The 16,524-nt window shown below is 56.3% G+C and carries 12 protein-coding genes and 1 pseudogene; 7 read left to right on the top strand and 6 right to left on the bottom strand.

Annotation, left to right across the window (positions count from 1 at the left end):
• The 5 genes and pseudogenes from GSQ86_RS23250 to GSQ86_RS01445 form a co-directional block, all read right to left on the bottom strand.
• Positions 1–289 (bottom strand): annotated as a pseudogene (locus GSQ86_RS23250) (phosphate ABC transporter permease PtsA); the annotation flags it as partial.
• A gap of 16 nt (positions 290–305) precedes the next feature.
• On the bottom strand, positions 306–1,361 hold the full coding sequence (gene pstC, locus GSQ86_RS01460; RefSeq protein WP_254062068.1) for a phosphate ABC transporter permease subunit PstC: 1,056 nt from the start codon (positions 1,359–1,361) through the stop codon (positions 306–308).
• A 150-nt stretch (positions 1,362–1,511) separates the two neighbouring features.
• A complete protein-coding gene (pstS, locus tag GSQ86_RS01455) occupies positions 1,512–2,519 on the bottom strand; it encodes a phosphate ABC transporter substrate-binding protein PstS (RefSeq protein WP_174239929.1) in 1,008 nt (335 codons plus the stop codon).
• Positions 2,520–2,647: 128 nt separating this feature from the next.
• Positions 2,648–4,102: a cell wall metabolism sensor histidine kinase WalK gene (locus GSQ86_RS01450; RefSeq protein ID WP_254062067.1), complete on the bottom strand. Its 1,455-nt coding sequence runs from the start codon at positions 4,100–4,102 to the stop codon at positions 2,648–2,650.
• 3 nt (positions 4,103–4,105) lie between these two features.
• Complete coding sequence (locus tag GSQ86_RS01445; RefSeq protein ID WP_158748168.1) at positions 4,106–4,807, bottom strand: winged helix-turn-helix domain-containing protein; 702 nt, start codon at positions 4,805–4,807, stop codon at positions 4,106–4,108.
• 254 nt (positions 4,808–5,061) lie between these two features.
• Between GSQ86_RS01445 and GSQ86_RS01440 the strand changes: the two genes are divergently transcribed.
• Both GSQ86_RS01440 and GSQ86_RS01435 read left to right on the top strand, forming a co-directional pair.
• Positions 5,062–5,445, top strand: a complete 384-nt coding sequence (locus GSQ86_RS01440) for a response regulator (protein WP_158748167.1) — start codon at positions 5,062–5,064, stop codon at positions 5,443–5,445.
• Positions 5,442–7,208, top strand: a complete 1,767-nt coding sequence (locus GSQ86_RS01435; protein ID WP_158748166.1) for an ATP-binding protein — start codon at positions 5,442–5,444, stop codon at positions 7,206–7,208. Before GSQ86_RS01440 ends, GSQ86_RS01435 begins: the two co-directional genes overlap by 4 nt.
• Before the next feature lie 66 nt (positions 7,209–7,274).
• Here the strand turns inward: GSQ86_RS01435 and gltB are convergent, their stop codons facing one another.
• A complete protein-coding gene (gene gltB / locus GSQ86_RS01430; protein WP_158748165.1) occupies positions 7,275–11,741 on the bottom strand; it encodes a glutamate synthase large subunit in 4,467 nt (1,488 codons plus the stop codon).
• A gap of 212 nt (positions 11,742–11,953) precedes the next feature.
• Between gltB and GSQ86_RS01425 the strand changes: the two genes are divergently transcribed.
• The 5 genes from GSQ86_RS01425 to argF are packed head-to-tail and all read left to right on the top strand — an operon-like array spanning position 11,954 to position 16,496.
• Entirely contained in the window at positions 11,954–12,406 is a 453-nt protein-coding gene (locus GSQ86_RS01425) for an arginine repressor (RefSeq protein WP_158748164.1), read from the top strand.
• A complete protein-coding gene (gene argC / locus GSQ86_RS01420) occupies positions 12,403–13,464 on the top strand; it encodes an N-acetyl-gamma-glutamyl-phosphate reductase (protein ID WP_158748163.1) in 1,062 nt (353 codons plus the stop codon). Before GSQ86_RS01425 ends, argC begins: the two co-directional genes overlap by 4 nt.
• Positions 13,461–14,243: an acetylglutamate kinase gene (gene argB / locus GSQ86_RS01415; RefSeq protein WP_158748162.1), complete on the top strand. Its 783-nt coding sequence runs from the start codon at positions 13,461–13,463 to the stop codon at positions 14,241–14,243. The genes argC and argB overlap by 4 nt, the downstream gene beginning before the upstream one ends.
• Positions 14,244–14,254: 11 nt before the next feature.
• Entirely contained in the window at positions 14,255–15,514 is a 1,260-nt protein-coding gene (locus GSQ86_RS01410) for an aspartate aminotransferase family protein (protein ID WP_158748161.1), read from the top strand.
• A complete protein-coding gene (gene argF, locus GSQ86_RS01405; protein WP_254062066.1) occupies positions 15,507–16,496 on the top strand; it encodes an ornithine carbamoyltransferase in 990 nt (329 codons plus the stop codon). The genes GSQ86_RS01410 and argF overlap by 8 nt, the downstream gene beginning before the upstream one ends.
• Positions 16,497–16,524 lie beyond the last annotated feature (28 nt).

Here is a 16,524-nt window from a genome sequence, read left to right as displayed (position 1 = left end):
CCGCGGCGATTCCAATGGGAACGCCCATCAGACTGCCTACCGCCAGCAGGACACCTGATCCGACGATAGCATTCGCCATACCACCGCCCTTTTCTCCTACAGGCGCTGGAACCTTAGTGAAGAAATCAAAATTCAGAGAGCTGGCGCCCTTGTAAAGCAGGTAGACAAAAATCGCAATGAGCGGAGCAATGACAAGAATTGTGCTGAGGACAGCAAGGCCGCTTGCCAGATGATTGGCAATGACACGCCGGGTGCGGTTTGCTCTGCTCGTTTTGTATTGAGTGGCCATTCTTTCTCTCAATTGCTTAAGTCACTCTGGGTGGTGCACCACGGGTGACCGCCCAGACCAGCAGCCGCGCCAGCCCATTCACCACAATGGTTACAAGAAAGAGGGCGAGACCAATCTCGATGAGCGCGCTTCGATACATATCATCCGAGGCTTCGCTAAATTCGTTGGCAATCACGCTCGCCATGCTGTAACCCAGTCCAAGCAGGTTTTTTCCGATTACCGGACTATTCCCGATCACCATAGTCACGGCCATCGTTTCGCCCAATGCGCGTCCCAGTCCAAGAATGACCGATCCGACGATACCAATGCGCGCGTTGCGCAATACCCCCATGCGGATCATCTCCCAGCGCGTAGCTCCCAAGGCCAACACAGCCTCACGCTGGGTATGGGGTACGGCTGTCATCACCTCGCGCGTTAACGACGAGATGATGGGCAGGATCATGATCGCCAGGATTACCCCGGCTGCCAGCAGTCCAATACCAAAATTCGGGCCAGAGAAAAAACCTGTCCATCCTAATGCCTTGATCAGAAGCGGATTTACTCGCTCACGAAGGATAGGGACGAGGACAAAAATAGCCCAGAAACCGTAAACAACGCTGGGAATCGCAGCCAACAGCTCGGTCAGAAAGGAGAGCGGCCCTCTCAGAATTTTAGGACACATTTCCGTGAGAAATATGGCAACACCGATTGCGAGTGGCACTGCCAGCAGCAATGCGAGAAACGAAGAAGTCAGGGTCCCGAAGATGAAGGGCAGCGCACCGAAGTTGGCGTTAACCGGATCCCACGCTGACTTGAAGAAAAAGCTAAGCCCAAATTTCGAGATCGTCAACTGCGAGCTTTTTACGAGTTCCACAGCAATCAGCGCGACGATGGCAAAGATGCTCAGGGCGCAGAGCAGCATGATCCAACGAAAAGCGCGGTCGCTGATCGCCGAACTTCCCCGGCTTGTCAGAAACTTCCGAATTTCGGACGGAGCAGGGCTTTCAGTCCCTAGCGATGAGGGCTCCGGCGTTGGCGTTAGTTCTAGAGGCGGGCCGGACACGCGGGCTTCCTGTACTTTAGAATTCAACACCTATTAGCTTAAATGGCAATTTTGAATAGAACGTTAAACGCTATGAAAAATAAGGCAATAAACGCAGCTTTGGGCGTCCATTGTAACGTAATAACGACAAAATGCGCGAGAACGGGCCGTGACCCGCTCCGCGCATTTTGAGGTTATGGTCTACTTCAACTGGCCGACAGTAGTCCGAACCTTTTCGGCAACCGATTTCGGCAGTGGAGCATAATAAAGAGCGCTGGTTTCAGATTGTCCCTGGTCGAGCATCCAGGTCAGGAAATCTTTGATGATCTTTCCATTGGCTCCGTTTGCGGCAGGATCCGGAATCAGCAGCCAAGTGAAGCTCGAAATGGGATAGGCATTTGCTCCGGGAGCGTTTGTAATCGAAACGCGATAATCGGCCGGCATCTGTTTCACCGTGGCCGCCGCTTCCGTAACACCATCTATGCTTCCCTTTACCCAATTCCCGGCCGCATTCCTGATATAACCAAACGAGATCTTGTTCTGCATCGCATAGATAAGCTCGACATATCCAATCGCACCGGGCATCTGGCGGACCATTCCGGCAACGGCCTCGTTACCCTTGCCGCCAATTCCTTTAGGCCACGGCACTGCGGTATTTTTACCTACCGAATTCTTCCAATCGGCACTGACCTTCGAAAGATAGTCAGTGAAGATATAGGTAGTTCCGCTGCCATCGGAGCGATGAACGACGACAATGTCCGAATTCGGCAGATTCACGCCGGGATTGTCTTTTGCAATGCGGGCATCATTCCAATTGCCGATCTTGCCGAGATAGATATCGGCCAGAACATCGGGCGAAAACTTCAGCTCAGCGGAAACTCCGGGCAGGTTGTAGATCGGAACTACAGCTCCCAGAACCGTCGGAATATGCAGAATTTTTACCTTTGAAGCCTTGAGCTGCTCATCGCTCATTGGGCCGTCGCTGGCACCGAAATCGACCGTGCCACTTGTGACCTGACGGATACCCCCGCCACTGCCAATCGGCTGGTAATTGATCTGAACTCCGGAATGTGCCGTGCTGTATTCGCTAAACCATTTTGAATAAATAGGATACGGAAATGTAGCTCCCGCGCCGTTCAGCTTCTGGGCAAATCCTGCAGATGCTGCACACAAAACGAGCGCAGCAGTCAATAATGTACTTTTTTTCACTTCTTCCCCCTCGGAAAAACTAGTTTGATTCTGTGGGGGGATTGTTAAAACCACTTTACGATTGCGTGAATTACGGGCAAACACTCGATGCTGCGGCTGACCAAATGTGCCGCAGTCGAGCGGTTAGATCAGGACACTGTCGCTTCAGGAACTGCCGTAGGAGGTATCGAGACTGCCTTCTTTTCCGGTGCGTAAGGTAGGGTGAAGAGAAATGTCACACCCGCGCCCAATTCGCTTTCGGCGCGAATCATTCCTCCGTGAGCCATAATAATGTGCTTCACAATGGCGAGCCCAAGTCCGGTGCCGCCTGATTCACGGGAACGGGCTTTGTCGACCCTATAAAAACGTTCAAAAATACGGTCCAAATGCTCTGAGGCGATTCCCTGTCCAAAATCCCTGACGAAGAACTCGACCATGTTCTGCGCTTCGAGTGGACGGGCACCGACCTGTACACGTTTGCCGGATTTGCCGTATTTCATTGCGTTCTCGATCAGATTACCGAAGACCTGATTGAGTGCATCGGGATCTGCCAGAACGAGCGTGTCGACACTCTCGGCCGCCTCCAACATGACGGCCGAGTCGATTACCATTCCGGCAAGCGAATCAATGGCGTCCTCGACGATCGCCGAAGCGCGCATCGGCTGAAGTGCCAGCTTGTAGTCGGCCGACTCTACGCTAGCCAACGCCAGCAGATCCTCCGTCAACCGGTTCATACGAGTGGCGTTCCGGAGGATGATGGAAAGAAATTCGCGTGTCGTCGGGGAGGCCTGTTCGGGGGAATCCAGCAGCGTCTCTACATAACCAGAGATGGAGGTGAGGGGTGTGCGCAGCTCATGGGAGACATTCGCGACGAAGTCACGCCGTGTCTTCTCTGCCTTTTCGACGCTTGTCACGTCGTGAAGAACGGCGACAGCGCCACCGCCGGGCATAGGCGCCGCATTCACCTCGAAGATGCGGCCCGGAGCTACAGTAAACGCTTTGCCATTAAAGTTTTCCCGCTTCTGCAATGCCCCTTCCACGCAGGCCAATACGTCGGGATCACGCAGAAGCTCCACTAACGGACGTCCTTCTCGCACGGCAGCGGAGCAGATACGATGCATGACTGCGTTCGACCAGATAACCTGTCCCTGCTCGTTCACGGCAATCACTGCTTCCTGCATGCTGTCGAGCAATGCAGCCAGTTCCCGCCGGCTGGTTTCGAGCGCATGAAAACTCTGCTCGAGACGACTGGCAGTGGCATCCAGCGCGTGGGCTACTTCTGAAAGTTCATCGAGTTCGTCTTCCTCCAGACGCGCAGAGAGATCGCCTGCCGCAATGCGGTTAGCAAAGAGCATGATGCGATCAAAGCGCTGCGCTACCCGGCGGGCAAAAAACGCCGCCAGTAATGTGGCAGCAGCTAAAGCCAGCAGCGATCCGAATATGAAGTCTCGCGTGGCGTGCGGCTGCTCGTGCAATGAATGTTCCACGATCGGCCGCAGGGAAACATCAAGGATGGCAGTGCCGACCAGCAACACCAAAACAAACGATAGAAGAAGCTTTGTAAAGACCCTGCCTGTCAAAGTGAGGCCCCGTTCATTGCGCAAACATCACTGCGCCGCCCGTGGAACCTCGAAACGATATCCGGCGCCGCGCACCGTTTTCAGATATCTCGGGTTCTCGGGGTCTGTCTCAATTTTCTCACGGATGCGGCGCACATATACGTCAACTGAGCGCGGGGTTACAAAGCGCGCATCGCCCCAGACGGCATCCAGCAGATGGTCACGGCTGAAAACGCGGCCGGGATGACGGGCGAGATAATCCAGGAGTCGAAATTCGGTCGCCGTCGTAGTCGTCAGCTCTCCGCGCACCTTTAATTGCATCGCACCTGCATCGATCACAACTTCTTCAAATTGAATGACCGTCGGCGTGGTAGGCCGTTCGAAACGGCGTAACACTGCCTTGACGCGAGCAAGCAGCTCCCGCGGAGCGAACGGCTTGGTGATGTAGTCGTCAGCGCCGAGCTCAAGGCCAAGCACCCGATCGTTCTCTCCAGCGCGCGCGGTCAAAAAGATGATAGGTACTGTGCTCAATCCGGGGTGGCTGCGCAGGCGGCGGCATAAATCAAGCCCATCGCCGCCCGGAACCATAATATCCAAGAGAAAAAGAGCGGGCGTTTGGCGTTCCGCATCCCCAAGAATATTGGCTGGGCTTGCATATACGCGGGCGGCAAAGCCGGCGGCTTCCAAGTGATGCTGCACAAGACGGGAAATATCTGTGTCGTCTTCGAGAACAAATACAATCTGATTCAAGCCGCTTTTCCTCAAGAAATCGTCGCGCGGCAGGACCGCAGGACATAAATATTCATCTACAGCCTATCCGATCACGGCAAAGAGAATGCAAATGTTCTGTTAATTTGAGGACATCCCCGAAGACCACCATTAAGTCGTTCTGCAGGAATATTCTTCAATGCTATACTTCGCCAAGTTATTCTTATCTTGCAGTTTCTGAGATTTTCGTCCTTCTGCTTTGGGTTTACTGTTGGCGTTACAGATTAGGGGTAATCATGTCATCATTCACGATTTTGTGCGTTGATGATGAGGCTTTGGGTTTGCAGATTCGGCGGGCCGTCCTTGAAGTCGCGGGCTATCAGGTACTGACCGCACAGGATGGACAAACGGCATTGGCGATTTTTTCCCACAATTCCGTGCATGCTGTCCTGCTCGATTACCTTATGCCTGGCATGGATGGAAGCCAGGTGGCAGCAGCAATGCGCAGCATTAAGCCCAAAATTCCTATTCTTCTTCATTCTGCATGTGTTGATCTACCCCCGGAAGCCCTGAAGCTTGCCGACGCGACACTATCTAAAGGAGAAGGCCCGGACGCGCTGATTCAGCGCTTACAGCTGCTCATTTCGACTGTGGGAGTCGCTGCGGAGAGCAGCCGGTGACCTTTCAGCAATTCCAGCAGATTCTGAGACAGGCCTTTTTTGTACCGCTGCTTACACTTTTAGCCTTGGCCGGTCTGCTGCTGTGGCAGGTCTCCAGTGCTCAGGATGCACAACGCTGGCTTGACCATAGCGATCGCGTGAGCGCCGAGATAGCAGAACTTGAGCGCAATATTGTTGACCAGCAAACTGCATTACGCGGCTACGAATTAACGGGTGACCGAACCCTCTTGAACGGCAGCGGGCTGGGAAGTGGATCGATTCGCGGCCAGTTCGATCTGTTGCAAGGGCTTGTTTCCGATAATCCGCAGCAAATAGGAAACCTGGTCAACATTAAGGATCGTTACCAGCTATGGCTCGGATTTGCCAACGACACGATCGGCAAACCGTTTGTTGTCGCAGACAAATCGGCAGCATATCGCGGCACCGACCTCATGAATGCGGTGCGCGCAGCAATCAAAGCCATGGGCAATGCCGAAGATGGCCTGAGGGCAGAACGCTTGCAGAAGGCCATCAACATGGAGCGTCAGGAAATCATCCTGATCATCGCTGGAACCCTGGCGGCGGGATTTGCTCTCTCGTTTTTTTCTCTCATGCGACTGCGGCAGGTCTCGAATGCTCACCAACGCTCGCTTCGTGAAATTGAAGAAGGCCGAGAATGGTTGCGCACTACTCTGCGATCTATCGGAGATGCGGTGATCGTATGCAGCGCGGAGAGTGCGGTCCAATTTATGAATCCGGTGGCGGAAGAGCTTACGGGATGGCCACGCTCAGAAGCAGAAGGCAAGCCTCTGCAACAGGTCTTCCACATCATTCATGAACAGACTCGCGAGGAAGCGGAAAATCCGGTTGAGAAAGTTCGCCGATTGAACAAGGTGATCGGACTCGCGAACCATACGGCGCTACTCTCGCGCACGGGCGCCGAATACATCATCGATGACAGCGCTGCACCGATCTTCGACAAGAGCGGAGTGTTGGTCGGAATTGTGCTGGTTTTTCGCGATGTTACTGAACAGCGAAGGAGCGAAGCTGCTCTGATCGCAAGCGAAAAGCTGGCTGTAGCCGGCAGGCTCGCGGCCAGCATTGCACATGAGATCCACAATCCGCTTGATTCCGTGGCTAACCTGCATTACCTGATTTCACGGGAAGAAAACCCGGAAAGAAGGGGGGAATATCTGAATATGGCTGAGCAGGAGTTGAAGCGCACACTCCAGATCAGCCGTACGATGCTGAATCTTTATCGAGAACCTAACGATCCCGTCAAGATTGACCTGAACGATCTTCTCGAAGGCGTTCTGCTACTGCTCCAACGGCGCATTCAGATTGAAGGCGTAAATATACAACGGGAGTTTGAGGGCACATTCATAATCGAGGGCTTCCCTGCTGAGCTTCGCCAGGTCTTTACCAACCTGATCACGAATGCTGTAGATGCGGCGCGTCCCAATGGAAACGTGCTGATCAGGTTGACGGATATTCCAGCTGAAGAATTTCGCGGTGCCGGCGTCGCGGTAGAAATTATCGACAGCGGTCCGGGAATCACAGAACAAGCATCGCAAAAACTATTCCAACCGTTCTTCACGACAAAAGGCGAACAAGGAACCGGACTCGGGTTGTGGGTAACGATGGGTATCGTTCAGAAACATGGAGGGACGATACGCCTTCAAAACAGCAATGATCCAGCGTTTCCCGGCGCCTGCGCGCGTGTCTTTCTACCGGCGCATACACTGGCAACTTCTCTGTCGCGCACCACGGCGCACATGGGTTGACTCTGATAGCGTTTTCTCGAAATGAAAAAGAAAAGCGCGCCTTATGTGAGCGCGCTTTTCTCTTATCTATGCTTGCTTCTTCGGAGTCAGCCGGATGAACCGCTCACCCAGATTGTCCCATTCGGCGAGGAGCCATTGTGCGCGGGTGCTGCCGGTTTTTTCCGCGTGCAGCGCAATCAGATCCCGGATACTGGCTTGTGCCTCTTCGTCGAGCGCGCCATAGCCTTCCGCGTTCAGGAAGTCAGAGTGATAGCGAGCTTCGCTGAGGAACTTGTCTTCCTCATCGAAGACCCACGCCAGACCGCCCGTCATTCCAGCGCCGAAATTGATGCCGGTATCGCCGAGGATAACTACCAGTCCGCCAGTCATATACTCGCAGCCGTGATCGCCCACCCCTTCGACAACGGTGACGGCGCCAGAGTTGCGCACCGCGAAGCGCTCGCCAGCACGCCCCGCAGCGAAGAGCGTGCCGCCGGTTGCGCCGTAGAGGGCCACGTTGCCGAGGATGACGTGCCGCTCACTTTCTCGGGCAGCGCGGCCCTGTCCGCGAAGAATGAGCTCACCGCCGCAGAGTCCCTTGCCCACGAAGTCGTTGGCAAGGCCTTCGAGCGTAAGCGACAGGCCCGGAACAGCGAAGGCTCCAAATGATTGACCGGCAACGCCCTTCAGCTTGAACGACAGGGGCGCCTGTGGAGCTACGCCATAATCCTGCAAGAGAGCCAGTTCGCCCGAAAGTCGTGCGCCGAGCGTACGATCTTCGTTGACGACATTGGCTTCCATCTCGAACGGAACACCAGCCTTGTAAGCTGCAATCGCAGGGGCAACCCAGGCGTCGTCGATGGGAGCATGCTCTTCGGGTCTCAGATTGCGCTGGCCTTGCCAACTGACTATGCCGGTTGCAGGAGCGGCCAGCAGAGGCTTAAGGTCGAGGCCGCCGTCGTGACGCAGCTGTTCCAGCAGGTCGGTGCGACCTATCGCTGCTTCAAGCGACGGAAGGCCGAGCTTGGCCAGCAGCGCCTGAATATCGCGTGCCAGCTCTTCGAAGAACTTGACCAGATGCTCGGGACGACCGCGGAACTTTGCGCGGAGGTCAGGACGTTGTGTGGCAATGCCCGTGGGGCAGGTATTGAGATGGCACTGTCGCGCCATATCGCAACCGAGCGCGACCAGAACAGCGGTGCCGAAAGCGAATTCGTCCGCACCGAGCATGGCGGCAAAGAGAACATCGCGAGCCGTACGCAATCCGCCATCGGTACGGAGACGAACGCGTCCACGCAGCCCGTTTTGGATGAGCACTTGTTGCGCCTCGGCGAGTCCAAGCTCCCACGGATTGCCCGCGTACTTGATGCTCGAAAGTGGCGACGCTCCGGTTCCCCCGTTATGACCGGCGATGACGATGTAGTCGGCATACGCTTTGGCCACGCCTGCGGCTACTGTACCTACCCCAAATTCAGAGACGAGCTTTACGCCGATGGCAGCCTTGGGATTGACACGGCGCAGATCGTGGATTAATTGCGCAAGGTCTTCAATCGAGTAGATATCGTGGTGCGGCGGCGGGCTGATGAGCTGGACACCAGGTTGTGCGTGGCGCAGGCGCGCGATCAGCTCCGTGACCTTGTGACCGGGCAACTGACCGCCCTCTCCGGGCTTCGAGCCTTGCGCGATCTTGATCTCGATCTCTTCAGCATTCATCAGGTATTCGGCGGTCACGCCAAAGCGCGCCGAGGCTACCTGCTTGACCTTGTTATTGAGCAGATGAGCCGGAACATTCACGCCATTCAGGGGTAGCTCGCCTTTAGGGTCGTAAACGGCGCGGTCTTCTCCGCCCTCGCCTGTATTTGAGCGGCCGCCGAGCATGTTCATCGCTGCGGTGATGGTCTGGTGCGCCTCAGGGCTGAGCGAACCAAGAGACATGGCACTGGCAATGAAGCGCTTGTAGAAATTGCCTGAGGTCTCGACCTGTTCCATCGCCAGTGGAGCACCCGCAGGCCGGAACTCCAGCAGATCGCGCAGTACAGCTGGCTCTTTTTCGACTGCAATGGTGGCGAATGCGGCCCAGGCCTGTCCCGGCTCGGCGACTGCGGTGGCATTGCGAGCAGTGCCGACGACGGTTTGCAGAAGACGCACGGTCTGCGGCTGCCAGGAGTGAGGCTCGGCTTTCTCCGCCTTGCGGAAACGAACCCAGCCGTAATCAGGCAGATCCTTGACCGCCGTTGTCGTACCGCCCGGAGCATCTCCCGGAGCGGCATCTTCATTGAAGCTGGCGGTCCATTGCTCGCGAAGAGGCTTTTCCAGTTCGGTAAAGCCAACGCCACTGAGCGGAGCAGGCGTACCGAAGAAGCACTTGTCAATGACTTCGGCATTGAGACCGATAGAGTCGAAGAGATGCGCGCCGCGATAGCTGTCCACTACCGAGATACCCATCTTCGACATGATCTTGGCGAGACCCGCATCCAAGGCATGCAGCAGGTTCTCTTCACCTTTTTCGGCATTCACCGAGCGTGCGGTTTCGAGCGCCAGCCAAGGGCATACGGCACCTGCACCCATGCCGAGTAGGACCGCCCCATGATGCAGATCGCGGCAATCACCGGCTTCGACAGCGAGGCCCACGCGAGTGCGCTCACCGGCGCGGATCAGCGCATGGTGCACGGCTCCCGTTGCCAAAGCCATCGGAATCGGAATGGCAGTCTGCGAGCAGATGCGGTCGGTGAGCAGCAGAATCGCCGCGCCACCGCGCACGAGATCGATGGCCTTGGCGCAGAGATCATCGATCGCCGTCACCAGGTTGCAGGCTGGATTGAAGACGCAGTCGAGCACTGCAAGCGGCAGCTCATCTGCGAGACCATGTTTACGTGTCCGCAGCGCTTCAATCTGCCCGAGAGACAGGAACGGCGATGACAGCGAAAGGCCGGGCAGGTGCGCTTTCTTATTTAGGAGGCTGGGCCATGGGCCGAGACGTGTGTGCAGCTGAATCACGATGGCTTCGCGCAGCGAATCGATAGGAGGATTCGTGACCTGCGCGAAACGCTGGCGGAAGTACGCGTAGACGGGTCTGGGTGTGCGTGCCAACGGCGCGAGTGGCGTATCGTCGCCCATCGACCAGACGGCATCTTTACCGTCACTGGCCATCGGCTGCAAGATCATGCGTGCATCTTCGCGGGTGTAGCCGAATCCAAGTTGAAGGCGCAACAGGTCGGAGGCATTGAGAGCAGCGACCGGTGTTTTCGGATCGAGCGTCGTTTCTTCCAGCAGGTTTTCGTACTGCGGAGCAGCCTGATCGAAAATTTCCAGCAGTTGGTCGTTTTCGTAGAGCTTGTGTTTCTGAATGTCGGCAACGAGCATTTCGCCGGGGCCGAGGCGACCGCTGTGAATCACTTTTTCCGGATCCAAATCGACCAGACCGGCCTCTGAGCCGACAACTACAAGATCGTCTTCCGTCACGAAGAATCGACAAGGCCGGAGACCATTGCGATCAAGCGCGGCGCCTACGAAACGGCCGTCCGTAAAGGAAAGCGCAGCCGGGCCGTCCCATGGTTCGAGACAGTCTTCGTTGTATGCGAAAAATGCAGAGTTACCTTTTTCCTGCGCAGGCGGCAGCAACAGGCGTACTGACTCGGCAATCGTCCGGCCATTGTGTGCCAGCAACTCAAGCACTTCATCGAGGCTGGTCGAGTCGGAGCCATCGGGCGAGAAGATCGGCTTCAGCTCTTCGGCAAGCGTAGCGGCGCGGGCGTCCATGCGCGCACGGTTACCCCATACAGTGTTGATTTCGCCATTGTGGGACAACATGCGGAAGGGTTGCGCACGATCCCATGAAGGGGCAACGTTCGTTGCATACCGTTGATGGAAGACAGCAAAGGGGGTCACGAAACGCGAATCGGCGAGATCGGGATAAAACTCGGGCAAAAGCCGTCCGGCGCACATGCTCTTGTAGATCATCGTTGTTGATGAAAGTGAGCAAACATAGCCCGGAGCTCCACTGCGCTCAAACTGCTTCCGTGCTAAGTACAGGCGACGGTTCAGATGATCCGTATCTTTCGAAGTAATCAATACCTGCCGGATCACCGGCATCGTGGACAAAGCAATTTCACCGAGGATTTCCGGGCGCGTGGGCACATCACGCCATCCCAGCACCTGGCAATTCTGATCGGTGAGCACCTGTTCCAGTTCTGCGTGCGATTCGGCAACATCTCGCGGAAAGAAGACGACACCAACGGCAAGAGGCGCGTCGGGTGCAAGTGTCACGCCGGTAGAGGCAAGCAGAAATTCACGGGGAATGCCGGTACAGATACCAATGCCGTCGCTCGATTTGCCGTCGGCGGCCACGGCGCCACGATGCGCCAGGCGTGCTAGCGCGGTGAGTGCTTTGTCAAGAATGTCATGCGAGGGCTGATTGGTCAGGGTCGCGACGAAGCCAACTCCACAGGAGTCGTGGTCGAAACGGGGATCGATCAATGAAGGGCGGTCTGGGGCGGGAGAGACACCGTGGCGCCCCGGTGGCACCGGCGAATCAAAAAAAGTTATGTAGCCCATAGGTAACTATACGACTCTTTTCCGTGGCAAGCACCAGAATTTTTTAAGATCAAAATGAGGATGAATTGAAGCCAGAAGACTTGCACATTTTCGGATGCAATTAAAATTGCAAAAGATTGCAACCATTCTTGACAATTTGCGTCTGTATATTTATACATTGAATTGTATTTTTATGCAAAGCGAGGCGCGGCATACAGGCCGCGTTTTTCAGTTTGAGCAAAATAGAGAGACACAATGCAATTCGTGAGCTGGTAGGCTCAACCGTTATTTCCAATCAGGAAGAGCTGCGGCGCAAGCTCATCCGGCGCGGTTTTGACGTGACCCAGGCTACGGTTTCGCGCGATATTCACGAACTTCATTTATATAAGGGACCAAACGGATACGCGTTACCGAATGGCAATGGAAATGGGCAGTTTGAGGAGGATGACCTTCCGTCTGTACATGACGTGTTGAGCAGCTTCGGACTGAAGGTCAACCAGGCGCAGAACCAGCTGGTACTGATTACGACCGGCGGCAGCGCACAGGCTGTTGCTCTGGGTATCGATGGCGAAGACTGGCCGGAGGTGGTTGGAACTCTGGCAGGTGACGACACCGTATTGATTATTTGTCCGGATCAGAAACGGGCAGCACAGCTGCGCACGCGCCTCGAAGAGATGATTGGATGAAAAAGACTTTGCAAACTGCGGTACTGGGAGTGAGCGGCTACGCCGGCATGGAGCTGGCGCGGCTGCTGCTGAACCATCCACGGCTCAAGGATGTACCGCCTTTATTCCTCGGGCGCGCGGAAGCCTCCGGTTCTCCGACACCGCTTACCGAACTGCATCCGCATCTGCTGGATAATAACGGCTCACGCTCGCTCGCTATCCAGCCATTCTCCTGGGATCTGTTGAAGAAGCGCGGCGTCGATGTGCTCTTTCTGGCGACTCCGCACGAGCAGTCGCGGACTCTGGCTCCCGAGGCCATCGAGCGCGGGATTCGTGTCATCGACTTGAGCGGAGCATGGCGGCTGACCGAGGCCGGCAATCGCGCCGTATATAAATTTGAAGACGAAGGCACTGCGACCGCCGTTGCTGCGCAGGCAAAGAGCGTGTACGGCATGCCGGAGCTGCACCGCGATGAGATTAAAGATGCGGCATTAGTCGCCAACCCCGGTTGCTATTCCACCTCGATCATTCTTGCGCTCAAGCCGCTGGTTGCTAAGAACTGGATCGATCTCAGCCGTGGCATAGTGAGCGATTCGAAATCCGGCGTCTCCGGCGCGGGTAAAGCTCCTTCAGCAAAAACGCACTTTATGTATGCAGCGGACAACCTCTCTGCGTACGGCGTCTTCGGTCACCGGCACACTGGCGAATTGCTGGAACAGCTCGCGCTCCAACCCGAGCAGATCATCTTTACGCCGCACCTGCTACCGATTCCGCGCGGCATTCTTTCGACGATCTACGTATCGTTCAAAGAACCGAAGAAGGCCGCGGAGGTGGAAGCCTGTTATCGCGACTTCTTTAAGGATAGCCCGCTGGTCAGGGTCTTCCCTGCCGGACAGCTTCCGCAGATTCAGTATTCCGTGCGCACGAATTATTGCGACATCGGTTTCCAGCTGGCCGCCGATGGGCGACTATGCGTGATCGTGTCCTGCCTGGACAACCTGCTGAAGGGCGCTGCCGGACAGGCGGTGCAGAACCTGAACGTAATGTACGGATGGAACGAATCGGAAGGTCTGGCATGAGATATGTCGTAAAACTTGGCGGGGCCGCACTGGAGAATCCTGCACTGCGCGAGAGCTGCGCGAAAGCCATAGCCGAGCTGGTGAAAGACGGCAACCAGGTTGCCCTCGTACATGGCGGCGGCGTGCAGTTGACGAAAACTCTCAAACAGCTTGGCAAGCAGAGCGAATTTATCGCCGGGCTGCGGGTCACCGATGCTGAAACACGCGACACCGCTCTGATGGTCCTGAGTGGCGCCGTGAATAAATCGCTGGTTGCCTCACTCGGAGCACATGGGCAGTCTGCCGTCGGATTGTGCGGCGGCGACGGACTCATCTTCCGCGCGCGTAAGAAGAGGACGGCTCCTGATCTCGGCTTTGTCGGCGAGATCGTTGCTTCGGACACGCGATGGCTCGAGGCCATCTGGAAGATGGGCGCGGTGCCGGTATTGTCGAGCCTTGCGCTCGGCTTCGACGGCGAATACTACAATATCAACGCCGACGAGATGGCCGCGGCCTGCGCCGCAGCCTGCAAGGCCGATGCGCTGGTCTTCCTCACCGATGTCCCGGGGGTACGCGGTGCGGACGGCGAAGTGATGCGCTGGCTGAGTATCGATAAAATCGCTGCCTTGACGAAAGACGCAGTCATCAGCGGCGGCATGCTGCCGAAACTTGGCGCCTGCCGCGAAGCGCTGCTGCAAGGCGTCAAGCGTGTACGCATTCTTCCCGCTGAACTTGCAGGCGTGCTGCCCGACCTGTGCAGCACGCGCGTTACCCACGGCACCGAAGTGATGGTCGCATAGGAGATCAAAGAATGAAATTGGATGCAATTCAGGCGGCAGAAGCAAAACTGCTGCTTCAAACCTATGAGCGGAATCCCATTCTCTTCGTGCGCGGAGAGGGCGTTCACCTCATCGACGAAAATGGCGACCGCTATCTCGATCTGCTGAGCGGCATCGGCGTGAACGCGCTGGGCTATGGACATCCGGCTATTGTCGAGACGATCGCCGAGCAGAGCAAGAAACTCATCCACACCTCAAATCTATTTTTCCACGAAGGACAGGCTGAGCTGGCGCTGCGCCTCACCGAGGCCAGCGGTATGGATCGCGCCTTCTTCAGCAACAGCGGCACTGAAGCCAATGAAGCAGCACTAAAGCTGGCCCGCGCTTATGCAGGCATGAGGCGCAGCGAAGGCAAGCGGCTGGGAACGAAGTTTCTCGCGCTCGAGCACAGTTTCCATGGACGCACGATGGGTGCAGTTGCCGCGACGCACAAGGAAAAGTATCGCGAGCCCTTCGCGCCGGTCATGCCTAACGTAGAATTCGTCCGCTTCAACGATGTTGCCGATCTGAAGACGAAATTCTCCACCGATGTCTGCGCCATTCTCATCGAAGTCGTGCAGGGCGAAGGCGGCATCAACCCTGTATCGCAGGAGTTCTTCGAAGCCGCACGTAAGCTGACGCAATCTACTGGCGCACTGTTGATCGCCGACGAAATCCAGGCAGGACTGGGCCGCACCGGAAAATGGTTTGCCTACCAGCATTACGGAATTCAGCCGGATATCACGACGCTTGCCAAGCCTATCGCCGGAGGCTTGCCGCTCGGCGTCATGCTCTGCACCGAGGAAGTAGCGCAGGCGATTCACCCGGGCATGCACGGCACGACTTTCGGCGGCGGACCGCTGGCCTGCGCAGTCGGCATCGCAGTATTCGACACAATTGAGAAAGAAAGACTGCTCGATCACATCAACGAGATCGGCAGCTACTTTCAGCAGAAGCTCAATGAACTGAAGCAGAAGCACAATGCCATCACAGCGGTGCGGGGCCTCGGCCTCATGCTCGCGGCAGAACTTGATTCGGCAGAATTGGCAAAGACCGTTCTAGCCGAAATGCAGAAGCGGCATATTCTCATCAATCGCACCAGCGAGACGGTGCTGCGCTTCCTGCCGCCATTTGTTCTCGGAAAGCAGCATGTCGATGAAGCCATCGCCGCGCTTGACGAAATTTTCACCGAGCACAGCCCCGCACCCGCGGGTGAGCACGCTCACACCAACGGAGGAACACACATTGGCTAGCAAAGCATTTGCAGTTTTGGAGCAGGAGGCTGGTCTGGCGGCATCGCTCACGGGCCGGGATCTCTGCTCCATCACCGATCTCACACCCGCAGAAGTTGCTGGCATTCTTGAACTGGCGCATAAAGTAAAAGCCAAGCCGTCAGACTATCGTCACGCACTCGATGCTAAACAGATGGTGATGTTCTTCGAGAAGTCGTCACTGCGCACGCGGCTTACCTTCGAGGCTGCAATCAATACTGTTGGCGGCTCGGCGATCTTCGTGGATCAGACGCAGTCGCCTCTGGGTGAGCGCGAGTCACTAGGTGACATTGCCCGCAATCTGGAACGGTGGGTTTCTCTCATCGTGCTGCGGACGTATGCCCACGAAACGATTACCGAGATGGCGCAATACGCGAGCGTTCCTGTCATCAACGCTCTCAGCGATCTCGAACACCCATGCCAGGCGCTGGCGGATTTCATGACGCTTGAGGAGCGCTTCGGTTCGCTCAAAGGCTTTCGGTTCGCTTATGTCGGCGACGGCAATAACGTGTGCCACTCGCTGATGCTCACAGCGGCGCAGCTCGGCGCCCACTGCACCATTGGTACTCCTAAAAACTATGCGCCTAAAGCAGATATTGTGGCGCAGGCGCGCGCCATTGCAAACATTACCGGGAGCGACATCACACTTGTCAACGATCCGGTTGCCGCTGTCACCGGAGCGGATGCCATATACACCGATGTATGCACCAGCATGGGCTTTGAGCATGAAGCGACGAAGCGCGCGCCGATCTTCAAGTCATATCAGGTAAATGAAACATTGATGGCGTACGCCGCTCCGCATGCGGTCTTCATGCACTGCTTGCCGGCGCATCGCAACGCAGAGGTAACGGACGCAGTTCTCGATGGTCCGCAGTCTGTCGTCTTTGATCAGGCGGAAAACCGCATGCACGCGCAGAAGGCATTGATGCTTATGTTGCTGGGCGGGGCAAAGCAGGTGAAGTAAGTTTGTCTCCCCCTCTTTGCGCTAAGTG

This window comes from Acidobacterium sp. S8 (assembly GCF_009765985.1).
In the GTDB taxonomy this organism is placed as follows: domain Bacteria; phylum Acidobacteriota; class Terriglobia; order Terriglobales; family Acidobacteriaceae; genus Alloacidobacterium.
This window is presented reverse-complemented; position numbering and strand designations above follow the sequence as displayed.

Excerpts from the sequence above, each read along its gene's own strand:
- argB (WP_158748162.1), top strand. The coding sequence starts at position 13,461 with ATGAGATATGTCGTAAAACTTGGCGGGGCCGCACTGGAGAATCCTGCA.
- gltB (WP_158748165.1), bottom strand. The coding sequence starts at position 11,741 with ATGGGCTACATAACTTTTTTTGATTCGCCGGTGCCACCGGGGCGCCAC.
- argC (WP_158748163.1), top strand. The coding sequence starts at position 12,403 with ATGAAAAAGACTTTGCAAACTGCGGTACTGGGAGTGAGCGGCTACGCC.
- GSQ86_RS01440 (WP_158748167.1), top strand. The coding sequence starts at position 5,062 with ATGTCATCATTCACGATTTTGTGCGTTGATGATGAGGCTTTGGGTTTG.
- GSQ86_RS01410 (WP_158748161.1), top strand. The coding sequence starts at position 14,255 with ATGAAATTGGATGCAATTCAGGCGGCAGAAGCAAAACTGCTGCTTCAA.